The 25,802-nt window shown below is 61.6% G+C and carries 34 protein-coding genes and 1 pseudogene; 14 read left to right on the top strand and 21 right to left on the bottom strand.

The window, feature by feature from the left end; translation table 11 throughout:
• Positions 1-55: 55 nt before the first annotated feature.
• Positions 56-613 (bottom strand): hypothetical protein, encoded by a 558-nt coding sequence (locus CVE41_RS09275; protein WP_100260389.1) that lies wholly within the window; start codon positions 611-613, stop codon positions 56-58.
• A gap of 117 nt (positions 614-730) precedes the next feature.
• Here CVE41_RS09275 and CVE41_RS09280 point away from each other — a divergent pair, with 117 nt between their 5' ends.
• The 3 genes from CVE41_RS09280 to CVE41_RS09290 are packed head-to-tail and all read left to right on the top strand — an operon-like array spanning position 731 to position 2,564.
• The gene (locus CVE41_RS09280) at positions 731-1,654 is read left to right on the top strand and encodes an alpha/beta hydrolase fold domain-containing protein (RefSeq protein WP_100260390.1); all 924 of its coding nucleotides are present in this window, start codon (positions 731-733) and stop codon (positions 1,652-1,654) included.
• A complete protein-coding gene (locus tag CVE41_RS09285; protein WP_100260391.1) occupies positions 1,651-2,070 on the top strand; it encodes a COG3650 family protein in 420 nt (139 codons plus the stop codon). Before CVE41_RS09280 ends, CVE41_RS09285 begins: the two co-directional genes overlap by 4 nt.
• Before the next feature lie 41 nt (positions 2,071-2,111).
• Entirely contained in the window at positions 2,112-2,564 is a 453-nt protein-coding gene (locus CVE41_RS09290) for a DUF3429 domain-containing protein (RefSeq protein ID WP_100260392.1), read from the top strand.
• 10 nt (positions 2,565-2,574) lie between these two features.
• On the opposite strand, the gene CVE41_RS09295 is transcribed toward CVE41_RS09290, so the two are convergent.
• Positions 2,575-3,978, bottom strand: a complete 1,404-nt coding sequence (locus tag CVE41_RS09295; protein WP_232725631.1) for a S41 family peptidase — start codon at positions 3,976-3,978, stop codon at positions 2,575-2,577.
• Positions 3,979-4,218: 240 nt separating this feature from the next.
• On the opposite strand from CVE41_RS09295, the gene CVE41_RS09300 reads away from it, so the two are divergent.
• Positions 4,219-4,800 carry a YbhB/YbcL family Raf kinase inhibitor-like protein gene (locus tag CVE41_RS09300; RefSeq protein WP_100260393.1) on the top strand — a complete coding sequence of 194 codons (582 nt, stop codon included), beginning with the start codon at positions 4,219-4,221 and terminating at the stop codon, positions 4,798-4,800.
• 35 nt (positions 4,801-4,835) lie between these two features.
• Positions 4,836-5,087 carry an SWIB/MDM2 domain-containing protein gene (locus CVE41_RS09305; RefSeq protein ID WP_006833160.1) on the top strand — a complete coding sequence of 84 codons (252 nt, stop codon included), beginning with the start codon at positions 4,836-4,838 and terminating at the stop codon, positions 5,085-5,087.
• Here CVE41_RS09305 and CVE41_RS09310 read toward each other — a convergent pair whose 3' ends face one another.
• Positions 5,088-5,492 carry a DoxX family protein gene (locus CVE41_RS09310; protein WP_100260394.1) on the bottom strand — a complete coding sequence of 135 codons (405 nt, stop codon included), beginning with the start codon at positions 5,490-5,492 and terminating at the stop codon, positions 5,088-5,090. It abuts the gene before it with no gap.
• On the bottom strand, positions 5,489-5,779 hold the full coding sequence (locus CVE41_RS09315) for a DUF427 domain-containing protein (protein WP_100260395.1): 291 nt from the start codon (positions 5,777-5,779) through the stop codon (positions 5,489-5,491). Before CVE41_RS09315 ends, CVE41_RS09310 begins: the two co-directional genes overlap by 4 nt.
• A gap of 76 nt (positions 5,780-5,855) precedes the next feature.
• On the opposite strand from CVE41_RS09315, the gene CVE41_RS09320 reads away from it, so the two are divergent.
• Positions 5,856-7,130, top strand: coding sequence for a dipeptidase (locus CVE41_RS09320; RefSeq protein WP_100260396.1), 1,275 nt, complete (start codon positions 5,856-5,858; stop codon positions 7,128-7,130).
• Between the two features lie 97 nt (positions 7,131-7,227).
• Here CVE41_RS09320 and CVE41_RS09325 read toward each other — a convergent pair whose 3' ends face one another.
• The 9 genes from CVE41_RS09325 to CVE41_RS09365 all read right to left on the bottom strand — a co-directional run bounded on the left by CVE41_RS09325 (position 7,228) and on the right by CVE41_RS09365 (position 14,836).
• Positions 7,228-7,419 carry a DUF3008 family protein gene (locus CVE41_RS09325; RefSeq protein ID WP_100260397.1) on the bottom strand — a complete coding sequence of 64 codons (192 nt, stop codon included), beginning with the start codon at positions 7,417-7,419 and terminating at the stop codon, positions 7,228-7,230.
• A gap of 4 nt (positions 7,420-7,423) precedes the next feature.
• Positions 7,424-7,651 carry a hypervirulence associated TUDOR domain-containing protein gene (locus CVE41_RS09330; RefSeq protein WP_100260398.1) on the bottom strand — a complete coding sequence of 76 codons (228 nt, stop codon included), beginning with the start codon at positions 7,649-7,651 and terminating at the stop codon, positions 7,424-7,426.
• Positions 7,652-7,668: 17 nt separating this feature from the next.
• The gene (locus CVE41_RS09335) at positions 7,669-7,998 is read right to left on the bottom strand and encodes a hypothetical protein (protein ID WP_100260399.1); all 330 of its coding nucleotides are present in this window, start codon (positions 7,996-7,998) and stop codon (positions 7,669-7,671) included.
• Between the two features lie 76 nt (positions 7,999-8,074).
• Complete coding sequence (dapD, locus tag CVE41_RS09340; RefSeq protein WP_100260400.1) at positions 8,075-8,899, bottom strand: 2,3,4,5-tetrahydropyridine-2,6-dicarboxylate N-succinyltransferase; 825 nt, start codon at positions 8,897-8,899, stop codon at positions 8,075-8,077.
• A gap of 48 nt (positions 8,900-8,947) precedes the next feature.
• Positions 8,948-10,033 (bottom strand): phosphotransferase family protein, encoded by a 1,086-nt coding sequence (locus CVE41_RS09345; RefSeq protein WP_232725632.1) that lies wholly within the window; start codon positions 10,031-10,033, stop codon positions 8,948-8,950.
• Positions 10,033-11,121, bottom strand: a complete 1,089-nt coding sequence (locus CVE41_RS09350; protein WP_100260401.1) for a Zn-dependent alcohol dehydrogenase — start codon at positions 11,119-11,121, stop codon at positions 10,033-10,035. The genes CVE41_RS09345 and CVE41_RS09350 overlap by 1 nt, the downstream gene beginning before the upstream one ends.
• A complete protein-coding gene (locus CVE41_RS09355; protein WP_100260402.1) occupies positions 11,121-12,467 on the bottom strand; it encodes an acyl-CoA dehydrogenase family protein in 1,347 nt (448 codons plus the stop codon). The genes CVE41_RS09350 and CVE41_RS09355 overlap by 1 nt, the downstream gene beginning before the upstream one ends.
• Positions 12,468-12,539: 72 nt before the next feature.
• On the bottom strand, positions 12,540-13,976 hold the full coding sequence (locus tag CVE41_RS09360; protein ID WP_100260403.1) for an MFS transporter: 1,437 nt from the start codon (positions 13,974-13,976) through the stop codon (positions 12,540-12,542).
• Positions 13,976-14,836, bottom strand: a complete 861-nt coding sequence (locus CVE41_RS09365) for an SDR family NAD(P)-dependent oxidoreductase (RefSeq protein ID WP_100260404.1) — start codon at positions 14,834-14,836, stop codon at positions 13,976-13,978. The genes CVE41_RS09360 and CVE41_RS09365 overlap by 1 nt, the downstream gene beginning before the upstream one ends.
• A 179-nt stretch (positions 14,837-15,015) precedes the next feature.
• On the opposite strand from CVE41_RS09365, the gene CVE41_RS09370 reads away from it, so the two are divergent.
• The 3 genes from CVE41_RS09370 to CVE41_RS09380 are packed head-to-tail and all read left to right on the top strand — an operon-like array spanning position 15,016 to position 18,161.
• Complete coding sequence (locus CVE41_RS09370) at positions 15,016-16,197, top strand: acyl-CoA dehydrogenase family protein (protein ID WP_100260405.1); 1,182 nt, start codon at positions 15,016-15,018, stop codon at positions 16,195-16,197.
• Between the two features lie 3 nt (positions 16,198-16,200).
• A complete protein-coding gene (locus CVE41_RS09375; RefSeq protein WP_100260406.1) occupies positions 16,201-17,340 on the top strand; it encodes an acyl-CoA dehydrogenase family protein in 1,140 nt (379 codons plus the stop codon).
• 14 nt (positions 17,341-17,354) lie between these two features.
• Positions 17,355-18,161 (top strand): SDR family oxidoreductase, encoded by an 807-nt coding sequence (locus CVE41_RS09380; RefSeq protein ID WP_100260407.1) that lies wholly within the window; start codon positions 17,355-17,357, stop codon positions 18,159-18,161.
• A gap of 83 nt (positions 18,162-18,244) precedes the next feature.
• Here the strand turns inward: CVE41_RS09380 and CVE41_RS09385 are convergent, their stop codons facing one another.
• From CVE41_RS09385 to CVE41_RS09415, 8 genes and pseudogenes are all read right to left on the bottom strand, one after another.
• Positions 18,245-18,829, bottom strand: coding sequence for a JAB domain-containing protein (locus CVE41_RS09385; RefSeq protein WP_157799468.1), 585 nt, complete (start codon positions 18,827-18,829; stop codon positions 18,245-18,247).
• 5 nt (positions 18,830-18,834) lie between these two features.
• Positions 18,835-19,266: a hypothetical protein gene (locus tag CVE41_RS14630; protein WP_157799469.1), complete on the bottom strand. Its 432-nt coding sequence runs from the start codon at positions 19,264-19,266 to the stop codon at positions 18,835-18,837.
• 35 nt (positions 19,267-19,301) lie between these two features.
• Complete coding sequence (locus CVE41_RS09390; protein WP_100260409.1) at positions 19,302-19,628, bottom strand: hypothetical protein; 327 nt, start codon at positions 19,626-19,628, stop codon at positions 19,302-19,304.
• Between the two features lie 44 nt (positions 19,629-19,672).
• Positions 19,673-20,275: pseudogene (locus CVE41_RS09395) on the bottom strand (response regulator transcription factor); the annotation flags it as partial.
• A 15-nt stretch (positions 20,276-20,290) separates the two neighbouring features.
• Positions 20,291-21,037 (bottom strand): helix-turn-helix domain-containing protein, encoded by a 747-nt coding sequence (locus CVE41_RS09400; RefSeq protein ID WP_198507640.1) that lies wholly within the window; start codon positions 21,035-21,037, stop codon positions 20,291-20,293.
• Between the two features lie 14 nt (positions 21,038-21,051).
• Positions 21,052-21,699 (bottom strand): guanylate kinase, encoded by a 648-nt coding sequence (gene gmk, locus CVE41_RS09405; protein ID WP_100260412.1) that lies wholly within the window; start codon positions 21,697-21,699, stop codon positions 21,052-21,054.
• A 51-nt stretch (positions 21,700-21,750) separates the two neighbouring features.
• The gene (locus CVE41_RS09410) at positions 21,751-22,191 is read right to left on the bottom strand and encodes a hypothetical protein (protein ID WP_100260413.1); all 441 of its coding nucleotides are present in this window, start codon (positions 22,189-22,191) and stop codon (positions 21,751-21,753) included.
• 38 nt (positions 22,192-22,229) lie between these two features.
• Entirely contained in the window at positions 22,230-22,730 is a 501-nt protein-coding gene (locus tag CVE41_RS09415) for an SspB family protein (RefSeq protein WP_100260414.1), read from the bottom strand.
• Positions 22,731-22,843: 113 nt separating this feature from the next.
• On the opposite strand from CVE41_RS09415, the gene hisB reads away from it, so the two are divergent.
• Genes hisB through hisF form a run of 5 tightly spaced genes read left to right on the top strand, consistent with a single transcriptional unit; the run spans position 22,844 to position 25,784 of the window.
• Positions 22,844-23,437, top strand: coding sequence for an imidazoleglycerol-phosphate dehydratase HisB (gene hisB, locus CVE41_RS09420; RefSeq protein WP_100260415.1), 594 nt, complete (start codon positions 22,844-22,846; stop codon positions 23,435-23,437).
• Positions 23,430-24,056 carry an imidazole glycerol phosphate synthase subunit HisH gene (gene hisH, locus CVE41_RS09425; protein WP_100260416.1) on the top strand — a complete coding sequence of 209 codons (627 nt, stop codon included), beginning with the start codon at positions 23,430-23,432 and terminating at the stop codon, positions 24,054-24,056. The genes hisB and hisH overlap by 8 nt, the downstream gene beginning before the upstream one ends.
• A complete protein-coding gene (gene hisA / locus CVE41_RS09430) occupies positions 24,053-24,781 on the top strand; it encodes a 1-(5-phosphoribosyl)-5-[(5-phosphoribosylamino)methylideneamino]imidazole-4-carboxamide isomerase (RefSeq protein ID WP_100260417.1) in 729 nt (242 codons plus the stop codon). The genes hisH and hisA overlap by 4 nt, the downstream gene beginning before the upstream one ends.
• Positions 24,778-25,014, top strand: a complete 237-nt coding sequence (locus CVE41_RS09435) for a hypothetical protein (RefSeq protein WP_100260418.1) — start codon at positions 24,778-24,780, stop codon at positions 25,012-25,014. Before hisA ends, CVE41_RS09435 begins: the two co-directional genes overlap by 4 nt.
• Entirely contained in the window at positions 25,011-25,784 is a 774-nt protein-coding gene (gene hisF, locus CVE41_RS09440) for an imidazole glycerol phosphate synthase subunit HisF (RefSeq protein WP_100260419.1), read from the top strand. Before CVE41_RS09435 ends, hisF begins: the two co-directional genes overlap by 4 nt.
• Positions 25,785-25,802: the final 18 nt, after the last annotated feature.

Raw genomic sequence — 25,802 nt, forward strand, 5'->3', positions numbered from 1 at the left:
AAAGGCGGCCCTTCGCGGGGCCGCCTTTTTTTGTGTTCTCAGTTGGGTCGAGCGCTCAGCGCCGGCTGTTCTCCAGCGCGGCGGCAACGTCGATCGATTTCGCGTTTCCGACGCGTATTTCGACGGTATCGGCGGGAGCCGTAGCGACCGCTTCTGCAGGCGTCTGTTGAACCCGCGCGGCATCCGCCTGTTGCGGATCGGGATACCGGGAGTTCATCGATTGGGCCTGGTCAGCGCGTTGAGCATAAGCGTCAGCATAGGCAAGACGCTCTACTTCAGCCTCGTCATAGTAATTCCCCGCGTATTCGGCAGGCCGAAGCTCGGCTTCCCTGGCCCGCATCATCGAGCGGGCATGGGCGGTATCGCGATAACGGCCATGCAGCGCGAGCTCCGCCACGGGGACGGTGCCTTCTTGTGTCTTGAGCGGATAATGATTGGGTGGACGCTCGGAGGACGATCGCGGTGAGCTTGGCACAAAGGCTACCTGCGCTTGCGGCAAGGTCTCCTGCGATGAACGGGGCAACACCGGACTGTCACCGATCGCCGCGCCGCTGACCGCGCCGCCAATGGCCACTACCGCTACGGCGGCGAGGAGTTGGGGTGTGATCTTCATGCAAATACAACATGGTTCGCCCCGTGAGAGTTCCCGATAGAACGAATAGGCAAGGCCGGTAGCGCCGTGCGGTGCTCTTCGCTAACATCTGCCCCGACAATGCGGGGGAGATGGGAAATGGTGAGTGTGCGTGCGCGGATGTTCGAATTTGTCCTGCCGCTGCTCGGGATAAAACGCTTCTTCTCCCAGCCCGACCGGATGGACCAGAGAATTGCGAAGATGCGCCGGGCAAAGTCGCCGCGCCCGGGAAAGAGCGCGCATCGCGAATTCGCCATTAGAGAGGATAGCAGCAGGGGATACTCGCTCGTGACGCTGGAGCCGCTCGAAAGAGGCGATGTGTCCGGTATCCACCTGCTGTATTTCCATGGCGGCGGCTATGTGATGGACATTGCTGCCTTGCACTGGGAAGCGATCGTCGAGCTTTGTCGGCAGGCAGGGATGTCGGCCAGTGTCCCGATCTATCCCCTAGCTCCGGAAGTGACTGTCCAAACCACGCTACCGGCCATGCGCGCCCTTTACGACGAACTTGCGCAGCAGCATGGCGCGGAGAATATCGCTATCGCTGGTGACAGCGCCGGCGGCGGGATGGCGCTCGCTCTCGCGCAGGATCTGGCCAGGGACGGCATTGCCATGCCCGGCAGCCTCACCTTGTTCTCGCCCTGGGTCGATGCCAGTGCGTCGGGCGAGGGAATGTCTGATATCGACCCCTACGACAAGATGCTGTCGCCACAAGGGTTGGAGGCTTGCGGGCTTCGGTATGCCGGAGGGCTAGAGCTGCAGGATACGCGATTGAGCCCCCTGTTCGGTGATCTCGCCAACCTGCCGCCAACGTCGGTTTTCGTGGGGACCCGCGACATACTGCTTGTCGATGCGCGCCGGCTCCGCGAGAGGATGGGGGCAGCCGGGAGCCCACCTGAACTCTATCGCGAAGCAGACCGCATGCAGCACGTGTGGATGATATTGCCGATACCGGAAGGGAAGGCGGCGCTTCGAGACGCAGCCACCTTTATCAAGAGCGCCCATGCAGGAACCGCGACATGAAATCGATTGCCTTTACTTTGCCGCTAGCCTTCCTTGCGGCTTGCAGCGCCGGCCCGAACGAGGCCGAAGGCGCAGAGAAATTCAGCGGGATCGAATATGACGAGACCGTGAGCCTTTCCGGCACAGAACCATTCTGGAACGTCAAGATCAGCGGCAACCGGGCCGTCTTCAGCAGTCCGGAAAACCTTGAGGGCACCAGCTTCGCGGTGGAGCGTTTTGCCGGTCTCAATGGTGTCAGTTTTTCAGGCCGGATGGACGGCGCCAGCTTCGATGCGATGGTGACGCCCGGCGATTGCTCCGACGGGATGAGCGATCGAACCTATCCCTACACGGTGACGATTACCTTGGGCGCGGAACAATTGAACGGGTGCGGACATACTGACAGGCAGCCGTTTAGCGGCCCGGACCAACCCTAGCCCGCGACCGACCTCAATCAATTTTCCGAAGATGGTGCGGCATGCGTGAAATCCCAAAACTCCCAAGATGGCTCGGCCTTGCCGGCTTGCTGCCTCAACTGGCCTGCGCGGCGATTGTCTGGTTCGGACCGCAGGAATGGTATGATGGCTCCCAGCGCCTGGCGGCCATCTATGCTGGTTTGATCCTCAGTTTCCTTGGTGGAATGTGGTGGGGAATTGCTGCCGGGGCACCCGCTGCAGAGCGACGCAGCGCGCTGGGATGGCTCTGGGTCGCAGCCGTGACGCCTAGCCTTGTCGCGCTGGCTTGCCTCGTGCCCCTTGCTTTCGGCACCGGACCGCTGGAGGCGACCCTCGTCATGCTGGGCGCTGCCTTGCTGATCAGCCTCGGCGTGGACGCGAGACTGGGGCAGCTAGCACCGCCGTGGTGGATGCGACTGCGTGTGCCGCTGTCCGTCCTGCTCGGCTCGGCTACAATCGCGACGGCGCTGGCGTAGACCCCCGCGATCAGTAGACCCCGGGGTTGTTCCTTTCGAACTCGCTCGGGCGGTCTTTCATGAGAAGCCGGCGTTTTGGAGTGCTCGACTGCGCGCTTTGCACGCCGGTGATCGAAGTGCAGGACCGTCCCGCCATGAAATCCAGCGCGGCGCTGATCGACGATTCTGCGGGATCACCCAGCGGCTCGAAGATATTGTCCGATGCTGCACAGGTCTTCCGGACCACGCTGGCCAGGCCGTCGAAGTATTCGCCCTGGTCGTTGGCGTTCACTGTCTTGAAGGTAACGGCGCGCAGGCGATCGTCGCAGGCCGACCTGTCGAACGCGAACTGGCCCACGGGCTTGCCGAAGGTATTGGAGCCGACCAGCGCGAGGTTTTCACCAAGATAGGGAATGAAGGAATTGGTCACCAGCTCGCTGGCGGATGCGGTGCTTCTCGTGCCGATCACAGCCAGCTTGGTGACAGCGACCTGCTCCGGGATGTTCTGGAATAGCTCGGTCGAATTCTCGGCGCTCTTGGACGGACGCAGGACGGTTTTCGAGAAGACCTGCCCCTCAAGCCCTTCGGCCATCAGATCGCCCAGCGTGTTGGCGACATCTACCAGGCCCCCGCCGTTGTAGCGCAGGTCCAGGATGATCTTGGTGATACCCTGCGCTTTCAATTGCTGGAATGCGGCACGCAATTGCGGGTCCGCGTCTTGGGAGAAGAAGGTGCGCAAGTTGATGTAGCCGACGTTGTCGGTACCGTCGTTGAGGATAACGACGCCGTAGCGGTCGGAAATCGGGTCGAGCGTGTAGTCGGCCTTGGTCACGCTGACATTGCGCGTCACACCGCTGGTATCGCGGATGGAGAAGTCGCGCCTGACACCGGGGTCGCTCGGTCCCAGGGCATTGAGCACCGCGTTGGTGCCACCGCTCTGGAACAGGGCCTCTACCGACTGGCCGTTGATGGAAAGAATTTCGGTGCCACGGTCGAAACCGGCGTCGAAGGCAGGGCCAGTCTCGTAGACTTCTGCTGCGAAAAGCCTGCTGACACCGTCGCTAGTCAAACGGATGCCGAGGCCTGCGCGCGATCCCTGGAGCGCCTCGTTCTCTTCCTGGATAGACGTGAGGTAGGTGAAACCCCGGTCCTTGTTCTGCGCTGCCGCCTGCGCGACCAGTGCATCGATGTAGCTTTGGACATCCGTATATTGCGACTTGTTGACGTTGATGTTCAGGAGATCGGGGAAGAGATACCACTCGTTCAGTACATCGCGGGCCCAGTCCTGTCGGGCAGAAAGGGAGCAGGTTGCACTGCCTCCCCCGCCGCCACCGCTGCTGCTACCACCGCCACCGATCGGGCTGGTGGTACCATCGCCGCCGCCGCAGGCCGCGAGCGAGATGGCAAGAGTGGCGGACAAAATGGTGCGACCCATCGACATAGAAATTCCCTCCAGGACCCCGGCGAACATCGCCGCATGCTTGCGTATGGAATGCGCAATTAACCCCTTGTGAGCAAGAGCGCGGTGCCAGTTATCGTCTTTCCGTGGAAAAGAGGGCCGTTTTCGCCTTAAAATGGTGCAAATTCCCCCTGCTGTGGTGGTCTTTCCTCCGGTGCTGTGCCTAGTCTTGGCCATTGATTTGCGCATTGCGCCCGAGATTACGGAGTTTGAGTGGTGAGTACGGTGGTCCCAGAATGGATCCAGAGAGCTGTCGGAGAAGGCGAGGTCAAAGCCGAGCTGACGGCGGCCAGGGTTGCCGAAGAGAAGACGCTCGGACGCTCGGGCTTTTCCCTGACGAGCCCTGCTTTCAAGCATGGCGGCGAACTCGACCCGAGCTTCACGGCTTGCGAGGATGATGCCGTGGCGCCGCCTCTTGAATGGACTGCGCCGCCTCCCGGATCGCAGGAACTGGTGCTCGTCGTCGAAGATATCGAGCGGGGCGATGCGCATTGGCTCGTCTGGGGATTGAAAGCCCAGAAGGGTGCTTTGTTCGAAGGCGAGGTGCCGCCGCGCACCGGCAAGAACGCCAAGGGCAATTCCGAATGGCTGCTGCCCGACCCGCCGTTGGGCGTCCAGCACCGTTATGCTTTCCAGCTTTTCGCCTTGGACCTGCCGCTGACCCTGATGCCCGGCGCAAAGCGCGAAGACCTGATCAAGACCATGGCGAACCACGTCACCGCGGTCGCGATCCTCACGGCCAGTTTCGAAGGCCATGAGGTCGAAGAATGGGATGCCGAAGACGAACTCGACATCTGACAATACTGAGAAAAGCCAACTGAAAGGAACCTGAAATGGCTGGCAAGAACAACGCACTGCAAAAGCCGGTGAATCTCTCGCCCGAGCTTGAGAATGTAGTCGGCAAGGGTCCGATGACCCGCGCGCAGGTCACGTCCAAGGTGTGGGATCACATCAAGGCGAACGACCTGCAGGACTCGAAGGATCGCCGCATGATCAATCCCGACGACAAGCTCGGGGCCGTCATCGGCAAGGAACAGATCTCGATGTTCAAGATGACCGGTGCCGTTTCCAAGCACATGAGCTGATTATCCGGTTCGGCGGCGTCGCGGCCAGTCCGTGACGCCGCCAACCCACAAGGCCAGCCAGATCAGGATCGGCTGGGCCACCATGCGGGGCACATGATAGGCAAGCCCCAGGCCGTTATCTTCGCGCGCCATGTCCATCACGAAGTGATTGATGTTGGCCGGGAACACGCAAAGCGCGTAAAGCGCCAGTCCTATCCCACCCCATCGCCTGAGGTCTTGCGACCACGGTTGCAGAAGGGCGGTCGCACCCAGAATTTCAGCGATACCGGTCCAGAAAACCACCGCCTCGGGGGCAGGGACGCCTTGCGGCATGATTGCCAGGAACGGGGCCGGGTCAGCAATATGCGCCCATCCTGCCAAGGCATAGAAAGCGGCGAGAAGCCAGCGCAGCGCGGCGCGGATCACTCTTCGGTCACCTCTACGCCGCCGCCGAAGGCAATGTGGTCCTTGATCTCGGCAGCCGCATCCTTGGGGCTGGGATAATACCACGCGGCATCGGTGTTGATGTCACCGCCAGCGTTCACCGAATGATACTGCGCCACGCCCTTCCACGAGCAGACTGTCGTCTTTTGGCTTGGCACGAGTGCGCTTCGAGCGACGGAAGACGGCGGGAAATAATGATTTCCTTCCACGATAAGCGTCTTGTCACTTCGCGCGATTTCCTCGCCATTCCAGCGTGCCGTCACAGTCATCCCTAGATCCTTTCATTCGCGTGTCGTATCGCTACAACAGCCGCCGGACACGCCCCGTTCCGAGGAGAGATATTAAATGATCCGTATCGCCGCAGCATTCTTTCTGACTTCGTGTCTCGCGACCAGTCCGGTCATGGCACAGGACAAGGCCGATGCAGTGGCGGCTGCCGCGCTTGAGGCGGCGCCGGTTTGGGACGGGCACAACGACGTGCCGATCCAGCTGCGAGCCCGGTTCGGTAATCGGATCAACGATTTCGATTTCAATGACACGCTGGACACCGCCACGGATGGGCGTGCTGCCATGCATAGCGACCTTGTGCGACTTCGCCGCGGCAAGGTCGGTGCGCAGTGGTGGTCCGTCTACGTCAGCGCATCCTTGCCCGAACCCGAAGCAGTGCAGGCAACGATCGAGCAGATTGACGTGACCAAGCGCCTTATCGCGGCCAATTCCGATGCCATGGCGCTCGCACTGACGGCGGACGATGTCGAAGCCGCCATGGCCGAGGGCAAGATCGCTTCTCTGATGGGGATGGAAGGCGGGCATTCGATCGGCAACAGCCTGGCTGTGCTGCGTCAGATGTACGCGATGGGCGCGCGCTACATGACGCTGACGCACGGACGCACGCTCGACTGGGCCGACAGCGCAACCGACGCACCGCGTCATGGCGGGCTGAATGAATTCGGCATGGACGTAGTGCGCGAAATGAACCGGATCGGCATGCTCGTCGACCTCAGCCACGTCAGCGAAGAGGCAATGCACGACGCTCTGGACGTAGCCGGGGCGCCGGTGATCTTCAGCCATTCTGGCGCACGCGCGGTGACGGGCCATCTGCGCAATGTTCCGGACAGCGTACTGGCTCGGCTGCCGCAAAACGGCGGGATCGTAATGGTCGTCGCCCTGCCCTGGTTCATTACCGAGGACTTGCGCCAGTACGCTGCCAATCGCGCCGCCGAACGTGCCCGGCTAGAAGCGCTCTATCCGGGCCTCCCGGACACGGTTGCTGCAGAGCTGGCGCGATGGGAAGCCAACAACCGGCAGCCCGTTTCGACGATTTCCGACATGGCCGACCATATCGATCATGTGCGCGAAGTCGCCGGGATCGGCCATATCGGCATTGGAGGCGATTATGACGGAATGCCCACCGGTCCTGTCGGAATGGAAGACGTCACCGGGTATCCCGCGCTGTTCGCCGAACTGGCGCGGCGCGGCTATTCGCAGGCGGATCTGGAAAAGATCTCCAGCCGCAACATGATGCGGGTGATGCGCGAAGCAGAAGCCCATGCGGGCACTCGCTCGGGTGCGGCCCCTATCGAGTATGCGGCCGGTGCGCCGCGGGCGGCGGAAGACTGACGGCTATTTGCAGGGCTAGCGGCCACGGTTCTTGGGCGATTAGCGCCAGTCGCTGCGATTGATAATGCTGGACAGATCGTCCTGCTTGTCTCCGCCATCAATTGTCGTCGGCGGTTTCCGGCAAGTCGGAACGATCGGTAGAAGCCATTTCCTCCAGCTCGCTTTCGGACATGCTTTCATACATTCCTATCGATGCGCCTTGCAGATCGGACTTGTCGGTCTCGCCGCGCTTGGCCGCAAGGGCGGCGCCCGCAGCTTGTTGCTGCGCCTTGGATTTGGCCTTGGGCATGGGATCAGTCCTGAGCTTCGAGCTCTGAACCGAGCTTCAGGACTTCGTCGCCGTCTTCCTGCTTGATCAGGTAGGCGGGATTGTCTTCGCTGCCATCGCGCGTGACTTCGCTGCCTTTAAGAGTGCGGGTGACCTCACGTTCGAACCGGTCCTTGATCTGGCCCTTGCCGGTGCCATTGCCCCAATCCCACTTGACGTACTGATCGGTCTGGAAACTGTTCGAATTGCTCATGAGGTCACCTCGGCTTCTTAGTTTTCAATGACTTCGATACCGTCATCATTGGTCGTCTGGTCGTCGTATGGTTCCGAGGCGACCTGATCGTCACCCAGATCGGTTTTACTTGGCACGCCAACGATGCTGTCGGTGCTGTCACCACCTTCCATCGAGGAAATCTCGCCGCTGACGGTCGCTTCTTCTTCAATGTCGCCCTGCGTCATCGCCGGGACAATCCAGACGATCGACATCAGGAGGATGGCAAGGATGAGGCCACCGGCCAAAACCCAGCGCACGACGCCCTCTTTGGAGCCGCCGCTTACTTCTTCTTCGTCGATGTGGACTTCGTCACCTTCTTTGTGCACGCGAATACTCCCTGTTTTGCGCGATCCCGCGTTTCAGGGCTTTCTACGGTCAAAGCGGGCTTATGTTCCGCCCGGATCAGTCGCGCAGGAGGTCGTTGATCCCCGTTTTCTCGCGCGTCTGGGCATCCACCGTCTTGACGATGACTGCGCAGGCGAGGCCCGGGCCGCCGTCCTTGCCGGGCATCGAACCGGGGACGACGACCGAGTAGGGCGGAATGTGGCCGCGAATAACCTCGCCCGTGTCGCGATAGACGATCTTGGTGGACTGGGTGATGAAAACGCCCATGGCCACGACGCTGCCTTCGCCCACGATCACGCCTTCCACGATTTCGCTACGCGCGCCGATGAAGCAATTGTCGCCGATGATCGTGGGGTTCGCCTGCATGGGCTCAAGCACGCCGCCGATGCCTGCACCTGCCGAGATATGACAGTTCTCGCCGATCTGCGCGCAGCTGCCGATGCTGGCCCAGGTGTCGACCATCGTGCCTTTTCCGACATAGGCACCGATATTGACGAAGCTGGGCATGAGCACGCAGCCCGGCGCGATATAGGAGCCTTCACGGGCGATGGCGCCGGGCACGACGCGGAAGCCAGCCTCGCGGAAACTGGCCTCGTCCCAACCGGCGAACTTGCTGGGGACCTTGTCGAACGCCGGATGACCCGCGCTGCCGCCTTCCATCACGACATTGTCGTTCAGGCGGAAGGACAAAAGAACCGCCTTCTTGAGCCACTGGTTGACCGTCCAGCCACCTTTCCCGTCGGGTTCGGCCACGCGGCCTTCACCGCTGTCGAGCAGGGCCAGACCGGCCTCCACCGCTTCGCGAACGTCGGCACTCTGCGGGGTGACGTTGGCGCGGTCTTCCCACGCGGCTTCGATGCGTCTTTCGAGGTCGGCGCTCATGCTGGTCTCCGTATAGATTTCGGAGAGGTCGTTAGCAGCGTTCCCGCGCTAGTCCATCCCTGCGGCCACGGCGAAGTCATAGGCACGGTCGACCAGCGGTCCGACCCTCTCGCTCATCGCCTTGGCGTGGGCACTGGATGCGGTGCCGTCGATGACCCGCTTCTTGATGCCCTGCATGATCCCGGCGAGCCGGAACAAATTGTAGGCGAAATACCAGTCCATCGGCGGGACAGGATAACCGGTCCGCGCGACATAGCGATCTACCGCTTCCTGCTGCGTGGGGATGCCGAGTTCCTCGAGGTCGAGGCCCAGGACACCCGCGCGCCCGTCTGCGGGGTTATGCCAGTTGAGCATCAGATAGCTGAAGTCCGCGATGGGATCGCCCAGCGTCGACAACTCCCAGTCGAGCACGGCAAGAACCTTGTTCTCGTCTTTCTCGAAAATGAGGTTGTCGAGCCGGTAGTCGCCATGGACCACGCTGCTCTCGTGCTGCGGAGGGATGGTCTGCGGCAGCCATTCAATCAGCCGCTCCATCTTGGGCATGTGTTCGGTTTCGGACAGCTTGTACTGCTTCGACCAGCGGGCGATCTGGCGCGCGCAATAGTCGGTCGGCTTGCCGTAATCGCCAAGGCCGATTTCATCGGGCTTGCGCAGGTGGATTTCCGCCATCGTATCGATCATGGCGTTGTAGATCGCGCGCCTGTCGGCAGGATCGACGTCGGGCAGGGCGCCGTTCCACAAGGACCGACCGTCGGCGAGGCCCATGACGAAGAACTTCGATCCGATCACATCCGGGTCTTCGCAAAGGCCATAAGTTTTCGGCACCGGAAATCCGGTCGGACCGAGAGCGTGCATGGCCTTGTATTCGCGGTCCACGGCATGCGCGCTCGGCAGCAGTTTGCCGAAGGGCTGGCGGCGCAGGACGTAGGATCGAGAGGGCGTGTCGATCCGGTAGGTCGGGTTTGACTGGCCGCCCTTGAACTTCGAATAGGAGATCGGCCCCTCGAAGCCTTCGACATTGGCGTCGAACCACGCAGTCAGCTTGTCCATGTCCAACTGGTCGCGTTCGGGCACTTCGATAGTGCCGACCATTTCCTTGTCGAAATCGATTTCTGGCATGCCGGTTTCGCTCATCAGTCGAACACCACCACGCTGCGCGCCGAATGTCCGGCCTTCATCTTTTCGAACCCGTCGTTAATCTTCTCCAGAGGAATTCGCTCGGCGATGATCGTGTCGAGATCGAGCAGGCCGCGCATGTAAAAATCGACGAGGCGCGGCAGGTCGACCGGGAAGTGGTTCATGCCCATGATCGCGCCCTGCAGCTTCTTGCCCGACAGCAGATCCATGGCCCCGAGCCCGACTTTGCAATCGAGCGGCATCATGCCAAGAATCGTCGCCGTACCGCCGCGGCGCAGCAGCTTTACCGCGAGGTCGGCGGAAGCTTGCCTGCCTACCGCCTCGATCGCGTGATGCACGCCGCCGCCGGTCAGTTTCATGACCTGTTCGACGGCATCGTCCGCCATGGCATCGATTGCGTGGGTCGCGCCGAGCACCTTGGCCAGTTCGCGTTTTTCCGGAATGGGATCGAGCGCGATGACCTTGCCGGCGCCTGCGATTTTCGCAGCATTGATCGTCGCCAGGCCGACCCCGCCGCAGCCAACGACAGCGACCGCTTCGCCGGGTACGACCGAACAGGCGTTGAAGATCGCACCGGCACCCGTCGTCACCGCGCAGCCGATAATGGCAGCGCGGTCCAGCGGCATGTCCTTGTCGATCGCGACGCATGCATTCTCGTGGATCAGCATCTGTTCGCAGAATGCGGACAGGTTGAGCATCTGCGCCACTGGCCCACTGCCGTCAGCGCGCATGATGCGCGGCGCTGCGGTCTGGCTGCGACGCGTGTCGGCGCCCATGCACAGCGCCATGCGGCCGGTCACGCAGAACTCGCAGTGACCGCAGAATGCCGACAGGCAAGACACGACGTGATCGCCCGGTTTGACGGTCTTCACTTCGCTTCCGACCGCGCGCACCACGCCGGCTGCCTCGTGGCCGGGAATGGCCGGCAGCGGGTGCGGGTAGGAGCCTTCGATGAAGTGCAGGTCCGAATGGCACAGGCCGCACGCCTTGGTGTCGATCAGCACTTCATGCGGGGCCGGATCGGCGAGTTCTACCTCGCCGATCGTCAGGCCGCCGACCTGTTCGAGAATTGCCGCCTTTGCCATTACCGCGTCGCTCCTACGTCGCCCGAGCTGAAGCCTGCAGCGGCGCTGCCGGCGCTTGCCGAATGCGCATTGCCGCCACGAAGCGCGTTGGAAGTGGGGCCTTCCTTCGGCATGTGCTTGGCGAATTCCATGCGCGCGATCGAGCGTGCGTGAACCTCGTCCGGCCCGTCTGCCAGACGCAGGGTGCGTTGGTGGGCATAAGCGTTGGCGAGGCCGTAATCGTCGGACACACCGCCGCCACCATGGGCCTGGATCGCATCGTCGATGATCTTGAGCGCCATGTTCGGAGCCTGCACCTTGATCATGGCGATTTCCTGCTTGGCTGACTTGTTGCCGACCTTGTCCATCATGTCGGCGGCCTTGAGACAGAGCAGGCGGGTCATGTCGATGTCGATACGGGCACGCGCGACACGCTCTTCCCAGACCGAATGTTTGTAGATCGGCTTGCCGAAAGCCTCACGCTCCTGAAGGCGCTGGCACATCTTGGCCAGCGCTTCCTCGGCAACGCCGATGGTGCGCATGCAGTGGTGGATGCGGCCCGGGCCGAGGCGGCCCTGCGCGATCTCGAAGCCGCGGCCTTCGCCCAGCAGCATGTTCGTGACCGGTACGCGCACATCCTTGAGTTCGACTTCCATGTGGCCGTGCGGGGCGTCGTCATAACCGAAAACCGGAAGGTGGCGCAGGATCTTCACACCCGGTGCGTCCATCGGCATCAGGATCATCGATTGCTGCGCGTGGCGCTTTGCTTCGAAATCGGTCTTGCCCATTACGATGGCGACCTTGCAACGCGGATCGCCCACGCCCGAGGACCACCACTTGCGCCCGTTGATGACATATTCGTCGCCATCACGCTCGATGCGGGTCTCGATGTTCGTCGCGTCGGAGCTGGCGGTGAACGGTTCCGTCATGAGGAAGGCCGAACGGATGCGACCGTTCATCAGCGGCTCAAGCCATTCTTCCTTCTGTTCGCGCGTGCCATAGCGAAAGAACACTTCCATGTTGCCAGTATCGGGCGCCGAGCAGTTGAACACTTCCGAAGCGAAACCGATGCGGCCCATTTCCTCGGCGCAAAGCGCATATTCGAGGTTGGTGAGGCCAGGGCCTTCGAAATCGAAGGTTTCATCGACATGGTGGTGGCTGTCATTGCGCGGCGGCATGAACAGGTTCCAGATGCCCTGGTCCTTGGCCTTGGCTTTCAGGTCCTCGACCACCTGGATGACTTTCCAGCGATCGCCTTCCGCGTCCTGCGCCTTGTAGGTGGGGACAGCCGGGCGGACATGGTCCTCGATGAAGTTCCTCACCCGGTCGCGCCAGTAAACTTGCCTCTCAGTGGGTTCGAAATCCATCGTAATGTCCTCTCATCAAATAAGTTGCGTTGCGAAACTGGCAGAGCGAGCCAGCCGCGCCAAGGGGGTAATTCACGGAACCGAAGTGCCCGCGTCGATATCTCCGCGCGCCACGGCATCCAATGCGGCGATGCGCGCTTCGTGCTGGGCACGGTCAATCGGGAAGCGGCCGAGCCAATAGGCGGCGACGAGCGCCAGCACGATCATTGCGCCTCCGTAGAGCAGCAGCATTTCGCTTAGCACTTCGAACGAAACCGAGCCCGGGCGCGCGTTTTCGGGCATTTGCGCGGCGCTGATGATCTGGCCGGTAAGCAGGATGCCGACGCCGGTCGCGCATTTCTGGACGAACCAGTTGCCTGCGTAAAAGCTGCCTTCCGCACGGCGCCCGGTCCGCTCTTCGTACGCTTCCACGATTTCGGCGATCATCGAGGATCCCGAAATCATCACGACGATGCCGAACAGGTTCGCGAAGACCAGGAAGGCGAAGACCAGTGTGGTCGACAGGACCGTGCCCGGCTCCGGCCAGAAGCCGAGCAGAAACAGCGTGTAAGGCGTGAGGCCGAGAACCATCGAGGTGATCGAGCCGATGACGGCGCTTTTCGGCTTGCCCCAGTCGCGGTGCATGGGGCCGACGACGAAGAACATCATCACGACGCTGACGAATAACACGATGGGGTAGATGATCAACTCGACCCGGTCGAACTGCCAGACAAACAGGTTGACGTAGTTCGTGATCGAAAAGGTCATGCCCTGGCTGACGTAGGCGGCCAGACCTCCGGCGACGAAGATGAGGAAAGCGCGCTCGGAGAAAGCATCTCGGATCTCGTCGAAACTGCCCTTGATGCTGAATGGCTCGGGGCGCTTTTCCGGCAGCTTGGCGACGAGATAGTGCTGGCCGAGGGCAGAGCCGACAACCGAAACGAACATCAGCCCGGCCCCGAACAGGCCGAACATGCTGTATCCGCCTGCCTGCAACATTCCGTCCTGCCCCGGCATGAAGACCGTGTAGGCGAGTAGCATCATGATAATGCCGCCGATCCATCCCGAAAGGTAACGATAGCGGAAAAGCGTGGTGCGCTCGTCGTAATCGGCGGTGATCTCCGGCACGAGACTGACCGAGGGGACCTCGCAGGCCGACAAGAGCACGCGCACGACGACCGCGATACCGAGCAATTCCCAGAAGCTGGGCGTGCCGTCGATGACGGGGTTCCACAGCACAGCCCACGCCAGCGCCAATGGAAGTGCGGCGGTATAGAGCCAGGGTAGCCTCCTGCCCCAACGAGTATAGGTACGGTCGGACAGGTTCCCGAGGATCGGGTCGATCACGGCGTCGAACAGCAGCGCAGCGCCGAGGGCCAGGCTGACCATGCCGGCGTCCATGCCGAGAACCTGATTGTAGAAAATCAGCAGGAAAAAGCTGAACCCGCTGTCCTTCACGCCGAATGCGACGGCACCGAAGCCGTGAATGAATTTCAGCCGTTGGGGCAGGGGGCCGTCGACGAACGCCATCAGTTCGTGCGCCCCTCCGCTTCTATGGCTTCGAGCGCTTCGAACATGCCCGGCGTTTCCGGGTCCCAGCTATGCCGCGGGCCGAGCGTTATCCCGCCATCCACGACGATGGACGCGCCGGTGATGAACTCTGCCGCCTCGCTCGCCAGGAATGCCACGGTGCCTGCGATATCGCGCGGCTGGCCGCCGCGCGCGACTGGCTGAGCATTGGAGGACATCTGGGCGATGACCTGCTTGGCCATACGCTCCGCCTCGCCGGTAAATTCGAGCGAGCTGGTAAAGATATTGGTGTTGATGAAGCCGGGCTGGACAGCGTTCACCCTGATGCCGAATTGGGCCAGATCTGTGGCCGCGCACTTCGTAAGGTGGAGCACGCCTGCCTTTGCAACAGCATAGGCAGTGGGCGAATAGCCCGGGCCCACTGCCGCAACGCTCGACACATTGACGATGTTGGCGCCCTTGCGGCCCTTCATGTGAGGGACTGCATAGCGGATGCCCATGGCGACCGATCGCATCAGGAGATCGAAGGTGCGGTCCCATTCATCGGGCTCGATCTCGTCGATCGGTGCGCGTGCGCCGCCAGCGCCTGCGTTGTTGAAAACGACATCGATCCCGCCTGTCTCGGCTGCGGCGTGATCCATCAGAGCCTTTATGTCGGAAGGATCGCACACATCGCAGCGCACGAAGCGGATGTCGTCGGGGCTGCCGGAGACGAGCTCCGCTCCGCCGTCCTCGTCGATATCCGACGCGAAAACGATCGCACCTTCGCTGGCGAACAGGCGCGCAGCGTCAGCCCCGATGCCCGATGCGGCGCCGGTAATCACAACGGTCTTACCCGAGAATCGACGGGACTCGGCCATGCTCTCTCTCCTCGTTTTCCTCGCCTTTCAGCTTAGGCGAGCCATGCCTGCCGTCAACGTAATCCGGCTGACGCTACGGCATGGCGCTTCACCGTGATCGCCCTTGCGGCGCGCCGCCGAATCACCCTAACGTAAACGTCAAGTCGCAAGACGAGAGAGAACCAGAGAGGAGCCCCGATATGTCGGATCACGAAGCGTTCCGCGCCGAAGTGCGCGAATGGCTCGAAGCCAATTGTCCGCCCGAAATGCGCCAACCTGTGAAGGACGAAGACGACGTCTACTGGGGTGGCCGCAATGCCACATTCAAGAACGATGCGCAGAAAGCCTGGTTCGAGGCCTGCCGCGACAAGGGCTACACCGTGGCCGAATGGCCGGAAGCCTATGGCGGTGCCGGTCTGACGCCGGCCGAAGGAAAGATCCTGCGCCAGGAAATGTCGCGGATCGGTGCTCGTCCCCCGCTGTCGAGCTTCGGTATCTGGATGCTCGGCCCGGCGCTGCTGAAATTCGGCACCGAAGGGCAGAAGCAGAAGTTCCTCAACGAAATCGCTCGCGGCGAAATTCGCTGGTGCCAGGGGTATTCGGAGCCGGGTTCGGGTTCGGATCTCGTCTCGATGCAGACCTTCGGCGAGGACAAGGGGGATCACTGGATCGTTAATGGCCAGAAGATCTGGACCTCCTATGCCGACGAAGCCGACTGGATTTTCTGCCTCGTCCGCACGGACAAGGAAAACAAGTACCAGGGCATCACCTTCATGCTGTTCGACATGACCAGCGATGGTGTCTCGACCAAGCCGATCAAGCTGATCAGCGGCAACAGTCCGTTCTGCGAAACCTTCATGGACGATGTGAAGGTTCCCAAATCCTATGGCGAGGACATCCCCGGCTATGTCGGTGAGATCAATCGCGGCTGGGATGTGGCGAAGTACCTGCTCGGTCACGAACGCGAGATGATCTCGGGTGCCGGCGGCGGCGATCGCACTGCGGCGATCGGTGCGGCGATGAAGCGCATGAGCGGTGAACTCGACGCGGTCCTGCGGGCAGAGCTGGCCATGTTCGACGTCGACGCGCTGGCCTATTCGGCGATGGGCGAGAAATTCCTCGACGAGATGAAGGCCGGCAAGGGCCATCCCGCACAGCCCAACATGATGAAATATGTCGGGACGGAGCTGAACAAGACGCGCCACGAATTGATGATGGCCGCCGGCGGAAGTCGTGCCCTGGAATGGGACAGCGAGGAAACGCGGGGCGGCAAGCCGGCGCGCAACTGGCTGCGTACCAAGGCCAATTCCATCGAAGGCGGCACGAGCGAAGTCATGCTCAACGTCATTTCCAAACGCATTCTCGACCTGCCGGGAGCCTGATCCATGCCGCTTTATCACGACGACGACCAGGCGATGCTGGCCGAAACCGCAAGCCAGTTCATGGCCGAAGAAGGTGCCATCGCCAAACAGCTGCGCCACTGGCGCGACCGCGACTGCAAGGACGGCTTCGGCCACGGCTTGTGGAAGCAGTTTGCCGAAATGGGCTTCACCGGCATGCTGGTGAGCGAAGACGACGGCGGGCTTGGCATGGGCAGCTACGAAGCTGGGATCGTGCTCGAGGAAATCGGCCGCAATCTCACGCCATCCCCTTTCCTTGCCAGCTCGGTGCTGGCGGCGACTGCGCTCAAGCACGCTGACAACAATGCGCGTGAGCGTTGGCTTCCCGGCCTTGTTTCCGGCGACCATGTCTACACGGTCGCCATCGACGAGGGTGCGAAGCATCGCCCCGAGACCATCAGGACCAAGGCTGAAAAGTCGGGCAACGGTTTCAAGCTGACCGGCCAGAAGGACTTCGTTCTCCATGGTGCAAGCTCCGACATGCTCGTCGTGGCTGCGCGCACTTCGGGCAGCGACGACGATGTGGACGGGATCACGCTGTTCGCGGTTCCGAAGGACGCGGCCAACATGAGCCACGATGCGGTGCGCCTCGTCGACAGCTCGATGGCCACCCACACGAAATTCGATGGAACCGAGCTCGACGGCGATGCCGTGATCGGTGAAGTTGACGGCGGGCGCGAGATCCTCAACGCGATGCTTGCCGCGGGCCGTATCGGGGCCGCTGCAGAAGGCGTCGGTGTCGCCAGCGGGGCGATGGACATGACCGTCGATTACCTCAAGCAGCGCAAGCAGTTCGGCAAGCTGATCGGCGAATTCCAGGCGCTGCAGCACCGTGCAGCGCATCTCTACTCGGAAGTCGAGATCGCCCGAGCAGTCACGATGAAGGCGGCGCAACTACTCGACGGCGGCAGTGAAAAAGCCGACCTGATGATATCGGTAGCCAAGGCCAAGGTCGCCAAGGCGGCAGGCCTTGCCGTGAAGGAAGGCGTCCAAATGCATGGCGGTATCGGCATGACCGACGAATATGACATCGGCCTCTACATGAAGCGTGATCGCGCGCTGCAGGAATTCCTCGGCGACATGTATTACCACGCAGGCCGCGTGGCCGAACTTAGCGGCTATTGAGCGGGAGAGAGACAATGACACTCGAAGATATGTTCAGCCTCGAGGGCCGCAACGCGCTGGTCACCGGCGGCAGCCGCGGCATCGGCCGCATGATCGTCGAAGGCTTCCTCGCAGCCGGTTGCGAGCGGGTCTACATCACGGCGCGCAAGGGCGGCGAACTGCACGAAACTGCCGAAGAACTGGGCGAGCGCGTCGTTCCCATTCAGGGCGACATCTCGACGCTCGAAGGCATTGACGAACTGGTGGCGGAAATTTCCGGTCGGGAAAGCAAACTCGACATCCTGGTCAATAATGCAGGGGCTGCATGGGGCGCCGACTACCTCGAATTCCCCGAAGAAGGCTGGGACAAGGTCATGGACCTCAATGTGAAGACACCGTTCTTCCTGACCCAGCGCCTGCATAAACTGCTGACTGCAGAGGCCAGCCAGGACAAGCCTGGCAAGGTCATCAATATCGCCAGCATCGACGGCCTCAGGATAAATCCTTGGGAGACCTATTCCTATCAGGCATCGAAGGCTGCGCTGATCCACCTGACGCGCCGCATGGCCGCGCGGTTGGTCAAGGACCATGTATACGTGACCGGTATCGCTCCGGGTGCATTCCCGTCGAACATGAACAAGGTCGCGCGCGATCATGCCGAGGCGAGCGCTGCGGGCATCCCCAACAAGCGTGTGGGCGACAAGTTCGATATGGGCGGCAGCTGCGTCTACCTCGCCAGCCGTGCCGGCGATTACACGGTCGGTGAAACGATTGCAGTCGATGGAGGCATCGTGAATGCACACCTGCCGACGCACTTTGCCGATCCGGCGGGCGGTCGGTGAAAACTTTCCTTTCGTAGGAATGAAATCGGGGGCGATCGAAGCGGTTCGATCGCCCCCGACTTATTTCGACGCCGCGGTGGGCCTCAAGTGAGCAGCCCCAGCGTACGCATGCTGGTGATATCCGCCGCGCCGATAATGAGATGATCTTCGAGCGTAATGCCAAGGCTACGGGCATAATCGTTCAGTCGCCTGGTGCTCGAAATATCGTTTTCGCTGGGCGTGGCACAACCCGAAGGGTGGTTGTGGGCGATAATCATGCGCTTGGCGTCTCTTTTGAGAGCCTTGGTGAAGAGTTGCCGCAAGGACAGGCGCAGTTGCCCCTTGTCGCCTTCTGCAACCAGTTCCTGAGAGATTATCCGCCCCGCGGAATCGGCGAAGATTGCCACCATGCGTTCGGTTTCCAGGCGGCTCATTGAATCGAAGAGCTTCTGGCGCAGCTCGCTCCGCGTCTCGGTCAGCGGTTCGCTAGGGACAGGGTCTTCCTGTGTCAGGCCCAGTCGGACCAACCAGCGGGCGAGGACCATTCCGAGCGTCCAACGCTGAGGGCATACTGGGCCGACCGCTTCGCGATCACTGACTTGCAGCCCGTGCAGCGACACAACCGGGCTGAACTGGCTCAGTAGCTGTTCCGCCGCCTTTCCCGGATCGGGATGGCGACCTTCCAGCATATTCGTCAGCCGTTCGAGGCGGTTCTCACTCGGCTCGCGTACAAGTACGTTCCCAGGCCAGTCAGGCCGATTGCCATCCAGTATGGCCAGCGCTCCATGACGGCGTACACCAAGGGATGAAGATCGGCGTCCAGCGCGCGCAACAGATGCGCGAGGACGGAGAGTAGCTGGACCCCACTTACCCATAGCGGCCACCAACGGTCGGCACGCAATGCGACTGTGAGGATGAGGCCGAAACCGATGCAGTCGAGTACGACCCGATACCAGGGTATCTGGTCATAGTCCGACCACCAACCGACAAGAACGCCATAAAGCGTGTTCGCAGCCAGCATCCCGAAGAGGATCAGCGCGATTTGCCGCTCCGGTTTCCCGCCCTTTCGCATGGCGAAAAGTACGACGAGAATTACGAGCGCCACTTGCAGGAGGAACCGGGTCATCCATGCGCGCTGACCGATCTCGATCCAAAAAGCAATCAGCCGGCATTTGCGGCCAGGCCCGTTGTAAAGAATTCGCGATCGGGACAGGTCGGCTCGTCCGGTCCGTTCACCTCGCGGGCGATGTCCGCGAGGTGGCCATGAACCCGCAGCGCGGCGGATTGGGCGGAAAGAAGTCCGTCGATCAGCTTGCCCATACGCAAGAGGGCGGCCTGGCTATCGTGCACATTTGAATCGATATCGCGCTGTGCCATGGCTGCGGTGTGCATCAGGGATAGCGACTGAATGAGGGCGTCGGAAACGGCGCTCTCTGTGGATTGCATCTGGCGTGTGAGCCGGGCGGTGGCGGAGTTACGGTCAAGCATTGCGATCCTCGTCTTGGCATTTGAATGCCGGGGATCGACGACCGTCAGCTGAGCAGGTCCCCCAGGACATTGCCTGCTGCCACCACCAGCACGAAGGCTGCCGCGGCAAGGAAAGCGGCCATCAGGACCAGCAGAAGTCGCCAGCCCACGCTCAGATCAGACGGTCTGATCCCCGACCGCAGCCGGCGAGCCTGGCTCTCTCTTGTTTCATGCGACCCGAGGACCAGAGCATCGCCAAAGACAAGCGTTTCACCTGTCGACTGCGTGCTTTCTTCTGACCCCGGATCCGGATTGTTTTCGACGGTGATCTGCCCACCGGTGATTGAATGACACCTTTCGTCCCACTCGCGAAACTCTCGCACGAGCCTCTGGCGAGGCATCGCATCGAGCTGCGTGCGCACGGCGTCGATACGCTTGTCTACCGAGTGGGGAGAGATTTCGAGCTGGCGCGCAATTTCTTTCGAGGTGAAACCTTGCGCGGCAAGGTCCAGCGCCTCGCGCTGCTTGTCCGTCAGGCGCCCGAAAACGTCGTATGATCTTTGGAGATCCATTCGCCTTAACCTTAGCTTCTTCCCTGCCCCGCGCCAATACTCGGGGAGGGAAGAAGCGTCGGAATTGGCAGTATCCTTTTGGCAGGGTTTCCTGGTCCGCTGGCCGCCGGCTTACTTGATGAAGTACCCGACCACGCCCCAACTGCCTTCTTCCAGGCTCAAGACGACAGTCTCTTTTGTGCCGCTTGCCTCGGCGAAGTCCGTAGCGAATGTGATGATCATGAGTTGGCCGTCGGGCGCTCCCGGCAGAGCGGAATGGGCAGAGACAGTCTCGACCGTGCGCGAGACCAGCGCGCCTAACGGTTCACGAACGGGTGCGGCTTTCGCTGTCCAGGTCTCGGCGGTCACCGCCGACTTGAATGTGGGTCCGGCCTGCGCCCAGCTTTCCGCATAGTCGCCATTGTCGATCAGGCGCACCCAATTGCGCGCAGCTGTTTCGATGACTGCGTCCTGAGCACTCGTTTCGGTTGCGGGTTGCTCGGCCTCGGTCGAACCGGCGGAAGATAGGAAAAGTGCGGCTGCGATGGCTGCTGCGAACATGAGAATACCTCCGATGATCCAGGGGAGGTATGACCTTTCTCCCCGGTGTTGCGATGGAGGTGAAGTATCCACGTCCGCAGACCTTCGTTGCATCCCTATTTCTTCGGCCCCAAGTCTGGAGGGGGGCTGCGCTTCCGTATCCCCCAAGATTCTGGCGGCCTCACGGCTCGTCGAGACCCCCAGTTTCTTGCGGGCCTCGCGCAGGTAGTCATTGACGGTATGCACCGATAGATCGAGCTCGATGGCAATGGTCTTGGCCGTGTGGCCGGCGAGCAGCAAGCGGAGGACTTCGCGTTCGCGATCGGTGAGGCTTGCCACTCCGCTCGCCATGATCAACTCATCAATTCACGCACGAAGGGGATGAGGCCGGTCTGGCGCTGGCGCTTCATGCGCTCTGCGTCGAGAATCTCGCGAACTTTCGCAAAGCACGCGTTCACGTCTTCATTGATGACCACGTAGTCGTAAGCGTCCCAGTGGCTTATTTCGGCTCTCGCGCGCTCCATACGGGCGTCGATAACCTCTTCTTCGTCCTGCGCACGCGTTTCGAGGCGGCGGCGCAATTCATCGATACTGGGCGGCAGGATGAAGACTCGAACTACGTCTTGCTGGTCTTTCTGGTAAAGCTGCTGCGTGCCCTGCCAGTCGATGTCGAAGAGGAAGTCCTGCCCGTCTTTCAGTGCAGCACGAATGCGGCCCTTCGGCGTGCCGTAGCGATGGCCGAAGACGGTCGCCCATTCGTAGAAATCGTCTTCCTCGACCATGCGGTCAAACTCGGCATCGTCCACGAAGTAATAATGCACGCCATCCTTCTCGCCGGGGCGAGGAGGGCGGGTGGTGACACTGACCGACAGTTTGATCTCGTCGTCGGCCTCCAGCAGCATGCGGGAAATCGTCGTCTTTCCCGCCCCGCTCGGGGAGGAGAGGATGAACATCAGCCCGCGTCGAGCGAGCGCTTCCTGCGCAGGTGTGGAATCGGCCATGCGCGCTGTTGGCGCATCTCACGGCCAATGATCAAGCCCATGGGCAAGAAATCACACGGCGCTGTCTGAGTCCGCTTGCTTGCGCAGCACCTTCTGGCCCGACCTGCGTGCCTTGCGGCGCGACTGGCTGCGGTCGAAGAGAATCTTGAGGGCAAGCGCCGAAGAAACTGCAATCGCGCCGGGCACGGACTTTGTCGCGACCTTGGTCACGCCATAGGCTGCGAGCGTGTGGACGATGGACCGGTTTTCGACCGCGTCCTTGGCGAACTGGCTGCCGTACTGACGCCCGAGAACCATCTTTTCGACCGTCAGCCGCGAGAGGCGTCCGACGCTGCGAAGCAGGATGTCGTTGATGATGAGATTGGTCGATGGATTGGTGCTTGGTCCCGGTACCGGGTCATCCTTCGCTGGATTGCTATCGGTTGCCTTCTCAAGCGCATCTGCCGCTCGATCGGTGATGTGGTTCGGTTTTTTCTTGCTGGAAAAGCCCATGTCCTTGCCCCTTGGTGGCGCGGATTAAGGCCGCGCGTCTATTTCTTGCGGCCGAAATCGACCGTAACGACGTTCGAGCCGTCTTCTGCTCCTTCAACGGGCGCACCCTCGGCCTGTTCCTCATCGTTTCCGGCCGGATCGGTCGGGGCAGGTGCCATGTCTGCCACGGTCGCCTGAAACTGGAGGCCGAAGTCGACCGCGGGATCAACGAATTGCGTGATCGCGGAATAGGGAATGTCGAGGGCAGCCGGGATCTGGTTGAAGGACAGGCCGACGCTGAAGCCGTCTTCGCGTACATTCAGGTCCCAGAACTTGTTTTGCAGGACGATGGTCATTTCGTCCGGGAAGCGTTCGCGCAGGCTGTCGGGGATCGACACGCCCGGCGCGTGGGTCTTGAAGGTGATGTAGAAGTGATGGGCGCCCGGCAATTCGCTGCCGCCCGCTTCGATTTCACCGAGAACACGGCCAACCACGGCGCGCAAGGCTTCCTGCACGATCGTGTCGTAGGGAATTAGGCTGTCTGGCGTGTCGTCGCTCATGCGCCCCTAGGTGATACTCCGAAGGCCTTGGGTCAAGCGGTTTAAGCCTGAGTTTGCCGGTCGCGTAGCTGCATTTTCTTGCGCGCAGCGTTGGCTCGCCTATAGCGCGGGCCATGCGAACAGGCCGTATCGAACGAAACACCGCCGAAACGAAAATCCTTGTCGAGGTCGACCTCGACGGGACAGGCTCCTACGATATCTCGACCGGGATCGGGTTCCTCGACCATATGGTCGAACAGTTTTCCAAACACTCGCTCATCGACGTCACGATGAAGGTCGATGGCGACCTGCACGTCGATCAGCATCACACTACGGAAGACAGCGCGCTGGCGCTGGGGCAGGCCCTTGCGCAAGCGCTTGGCGACAAGGGTGGGATCGCACGATACGGCAGCGCCTTTTCGCCGATGGACGAAACGCTGGCGCGCGTTGCTCTCGATATTTCGGGGCGTCCCTATTTCATTTGGAAAGCCGGTTTCAGCCAGGAAAAGCTGGGTGAATGGGATACCGAGCTGATCGAGCACTGGTTCCACTCGGTCGCGCAAACATGCGGCCTGACGCTCCATATCGAACTGCTCTACGGCACCAACAACCACCATATCTGCGAGAGCATTTATAAGGGCTTTGCCCGCGCCATGCGGATCGCCTGCGAAATCGACCCCCGCAAGGGCGGGGCTATCCCGAGCACGAAGGGGCAGTTGGGTGGCTGAGGTGATCGCCCTCGTCGATTACGGCGCGGGTAACTTGCATTCGGTCGAGAACGCACTGCGCAAGGTGGGCGCGCAGGTCACGGTGACCGCCGACCCCGACGTACTGCGTGCGGCCGACCGGATCGTCTTGCCGGGCGTCGGTAGTTTCGGCGCCTGTGCGGCCGGTCTGCGCGCCGAAGGCGGCGTTATCGAAGCGATGCACGAGCGGGTTTTCGTCGGCGGAGCGCCCTTTCTCGGGATTTGTGTCGGCATGCAATTGCTGGCGACGCGCGGGCTGGAGCATGGCGAAACACCAGGACTTGACTGGATTTCCGGAGAAGTCCGCCTGATCCAGCCGCGCGACGAAACCGTGAAAGTACCGCATATGGGCTGGAACGACGTTGCGCTGACCCATCACGCCGAGGATCACGCGGTCGTGGAAGAAGGCGAGGCCTATTTCCTCCATTCCTACCACTTCCATGCCGACCGGGGCCGGGACGTCCTCGCAATGACTGACCACGGCGGCGGGCTGGTCGCGGCGGTGGGCCGGGACAACTTGCTCGGCGTGCAATTTCATCCGGAAAAGAGCCAGAGCTTCGGGCTCGGCCTCCTCACCCGTTTTCTCGAGTGGAAACCATGATCGTATTTCCCGCCATCGACCTCAAAGCGGGCAAGGTCGTGCGCCTTGCCGAAGGCGACATGGACCGCGCCACGATTTATGGTGACGATCCCGCTGCACAGGCCGCAATCTTCGCCGAAGCTGGCGCTGGACATCTTCACGTGGTCGACCTCGACGGCAGTTTTGCCGGCTCGGCGCAGAACCGCGAGGCGGTGGAAAGCATCGTCGCGGCCTTCCCGGGCCACGTCCAGCTGGGCGGCGGCATCAGGCGGCGCGAGGATGTCGAGGGCTGGTTCGACGCCGGGGTCTCGCGCATCGTGATGGGTTCGGCGGCGCTGAAGGACCCCGAGTTCGTCAAGGATATGGCGCGCGAATTCGAGAACGGCATCGTGGTCGCGGTCGACGCGAAAGACGGCATGGTAGCGACCGAGGGCTGGGCGGAAGTTTCCGACGTGCCCGTGGTCGATCTCGCCCGCCGCTTCGAGGATGCAGGCGTCGCTGCGCTGCTGTTCACCGACATCGGCCGCGATGGCCTCTTGAAGGGCGTGAACCTCGAGGCGACCGTGGACCTCGCGCGGCAGGTCGACATCCCCGTCATCGCGAGCGGCGGCGTCGCGGGGATCGAGGATATCGAGGCGCTTGCCGAGGCCGCTCACGAAGGCATCGAAGGCGTCATCACCGGCCGCGCGCTCTATGATGGGCGGCTCGATCTGGCCGAGGCGCTTGCGAAGGCGGGCAGGGCATGAGTGAACAAACTGTGATCTTTGCGATCATCATAGCAATTATCACCTTAGTATATTCGATCCCAAAGCTACTCGGCACATTTCGTGAGAAGCAGATATCGATTCCAGCGCTCAAGCCCTTTTCGGCGGAAGCACAGCCTACGCTTTACTGGTTTTGCGTCGTATCGACTCTCGGGGGCATATTGATGGCGGTGGTAATGCTGGCAATTGGAATAAGCGCGTTGGTTAGCCTATGACCGTTCGTGTCCGCGTCATCCCCTGCCTTGACGTTCGCGATGGCCGCGTGGTGAAGGGGGTCAACTTCGTCGATCTGAAGGACGCAGGCGATCCGGTCGAGCAGGCGCAGGCCTATGACCGCGCCGGTGCGGACGAACTGTGCTTCCTCGACATTTCCGCCAGCCATGAAGGGCGCGGAACGCTTCTCGACATGGTCCGGCGCACGGCCGCTGTGTGTTTCATGCCGCTGACCGTAGGCGGCGGCGTTCGCAGTGTCGAAGACGCGCGCGCGCTCCTGCTCGCCGGTGCCGACAAGGTGGCTGTCAATTCCGCCGCTGTCTCCCGTCCCGAACTCGTGCGCGAAATTGCCGAGAAGTTCGGTAGCCAGTGCGTGGTCGCATCGGTCGATGCCCGAGCAAAGACCGAGGGAGAGGGCTTTCGCGGCTGGGAAATCTATACGCACGGCGGGCGCAAGCCGACTGGAATCGACGCGGTCGAACACGCGCAGAAACTTGCTGAATTGGGTGCGGGCGAATTGCTCGTTACCTCCATGGACGGCGATGGCACCAAACAGGGCTATGACCTCGAGCTGACCCGCACGATTGCCGACAGCGTGTCAGTGCCCGTGATCGCCAGCGGCGGCGTCGGTACGCTCGACCACCTCGTCGAAGGCGTAACGGAAGGTCATGCCAGCGCTGTCCTGGCTGCCTCGATCTTCCATTTCGGTCAGCATTCGATCGGGGAAGCACACCGCGCCTTGCGCGCAGCGGGCTTGCCTGCACGCGGTTGATCGGTGCAAGGCTGAACC

Source organism: Qipengyuania seohaensis (assembly GCF_002795865.1).
Taxonomy (GTDB): domain Bacteria; phylum Pseudomonadota; class Alphaproteobacteria; order Sphingomonadales; family Sphingomonadaceae; genus Qipengyuania; species Qipengyuania seohaensis.

Coding starts and splice junctions, on each gene's coding strand:
- CVE41_RS09360 (WP_100260403.1), bottom strand. CDS start 13,976: ATGGCGTTCGTCGACGGCCCCCTGCCCCAACGGCTGAAATTCATTCAC.
- CVE41_RS09295 (WP_232725631.1), bottom strand. CDS start 3,978: ATGGGTCGCACCATTTTGTCCGCCACTCTTGCCATCTCGCTCGCGGCC.
- hisB (WP_100260415.1), top strand. CDS start 22,844: ATGCGAACAGGCCGTATCGAACGAAACACCGCCGAAACGAAAATCCTT.
- hisF (WP_100260419.1), top strand. CDS start 25,011: ATGACCGTTCGTGTCCGCGTCATCCCCTGCCTTGACGTTCGCGATGGC.
- CVE41_RS09330 (WP_100260398.1), bottom strand. CDS start 7,651: ATGAGCAATTCGAACAGTTTCCAGACCGATCAGTACGTCAAGTGGGAT.
- dapD (WP_100260400.1), bottom strand. CDS start 8,899: ATGAGCGCCGACCTCGAAAGACGCATCGAAGCCGCGTGGGAAGACCGC.
- CVE41_RS09285 (WP_100260391.1), top strand. CDS start 1,651: ATGAAATCGATTGCCTTTACTTTGCCGCTAGCCTTCCTTGCGGCTTGC.
- CVE41_RS09280 (WP_100260390.1), top strand. CDS start 731: ATGGTGAGTGTGCGTGCGCGGATGTTCGAATTTGTCCTGCCGCTGCTC.
- CVE41_RS09380 (WP_100260407.1), top strand. CDS start 17,355: ATGACACTCGAAGATATGTTCAGCCTCGAGGGCCGCAACGCGCTGGTC.
- hisA (WP_100260417.1), top strand. CDS start 24,053: ATGATCGTATTTCCCGCCATCGACCTCAAAGCGGGCAAGGTCGTGCGC.
- CVE41_RS09390 (WP_100260409.1), bottom strand. CDS start 19,628: ATGCTTGACCGTAACTCCGCCACCGCCCGGCTCACACGCCAGATGCAA.
- gmk (WP_100260412.1), bottom strand. CDS start 21,699: ATGGCCGATTCCACACCTGCGCAGGAAGCGCTCGCTCGACGCGGGCTG.
- CVE41_RS14630 (WP_157799469.1), bottom strand. CDS start 19,266: ATGACCCGGTTCCTCCTGCAAGTGGCGCTCGTAATTCTCGTCGTACTT.
- CVE41_RS09410 (WP_100260413.1), bottom strand. CDS start 22,191: ATGGGCTTTTCCAGCAAGAAAAAACCGAACCACATCACCGATCGAGCG.
- CVE41_RS09275 (WP_100260389.1), bottom strand. CDS start 613: ATGAAGATCACACCCCAACTCCTCGCCGCCGTAGCGGTAGTGGCCATT.
- CVE41_RS09355 (WP_100260402.1), bottom strand. CDS start 12,467: ATGGATTTCGAACCCACTGAGAGGCAAGTTTACTGGCGCGACCGGGTG.
- CVE41_RS09290 (WP_100260392.1), top strand. CDS start 2,112: ATGCGTGAAATCCCAAAACTCCCAAGATGGCTCGGCCTTGCCGGCTTG.
- CVE41_RS09370 (WP_100260405.1), top strand. CDS start 15,016: ATGTCGGATCACGAAGCGTTCCGCGCCGAAGTGCGCGAATGGCTCGAA.
- CVE41_RS09435 (WP_100260418.1), top strand. CDS start 24,778: ATGAGTGAACAAACTGTGATCTTTGCGATCATCATAGCAATTATCACC.
- CVE41_RS09365 (WP_100260404.1), bottom strand. CDS start 14,836: ATGGCCGAGTCCCGTCGATTCTCGGGTAAGACCGTTGTGATTACCGGC.
- CVE41_RS09320 (WP_100260396.1), top strand. CDS start 5,856: ATGATCCGTATCGCCGCAGCATTCTTTCTGACTTCGTGTCTCGCGACC.
- CVE41_RS09350 (WP_100260401.1), bottom strand. CDS start 11,121: ATGGCAAAGGCGGCAATTCTCGAACAGGTCGGCGGCCTGACGATCGGC.
- CVE41_RS09415 (WP_100260414.1), bottom strand. CDS start 22,730: ATGAGCGACGACACGCCAGACAGCCTAATTCCCTACGACACGATCGTG.
- CVE41_RS09345 (WP_232725632.1), bottom strand. CDS start 10,033: ATGAGCGAAACCGGCATGCCAGAAATCGATTTCGACAAGGAAATGGTC.
- CVE41_RS09305 (WP_006833160.1), top strand. CDS start 4,836: ATGGCTGGCAAGAACAACGCACTGCAAAAGCCGGTGAATCTCTCGCCC.
- CVE41_RS09385 (WP_157799468.1), bottom strand. CDS start 18,829: ATGCTGGAAGGTCGCCATCCCGATCCGGGAAAGGCGGCGGAACAGCTA.
- CVE41_RS09325 (WP_100260397.1), bottom strand. CDS start 7,419: ATGCCCAAGGCCAAATCCAAGGCGCAGCAACAAGCTGCGGGCGCCGCC.
- CVE41_RS09375 (WP_100260406.1), top strand. CDS start 16,201: ATGCCGCTTTATCACGACGACGACCAGGCGATGCTGGCCGAAACCGCA.
- CVE41_RS09315 (WP_100260395.1), bottom strand. CDS start 5,779: ATGACTGTGACGGCACGCTGGAATGGCGAGGAAATCGCGCGAAGTGAC.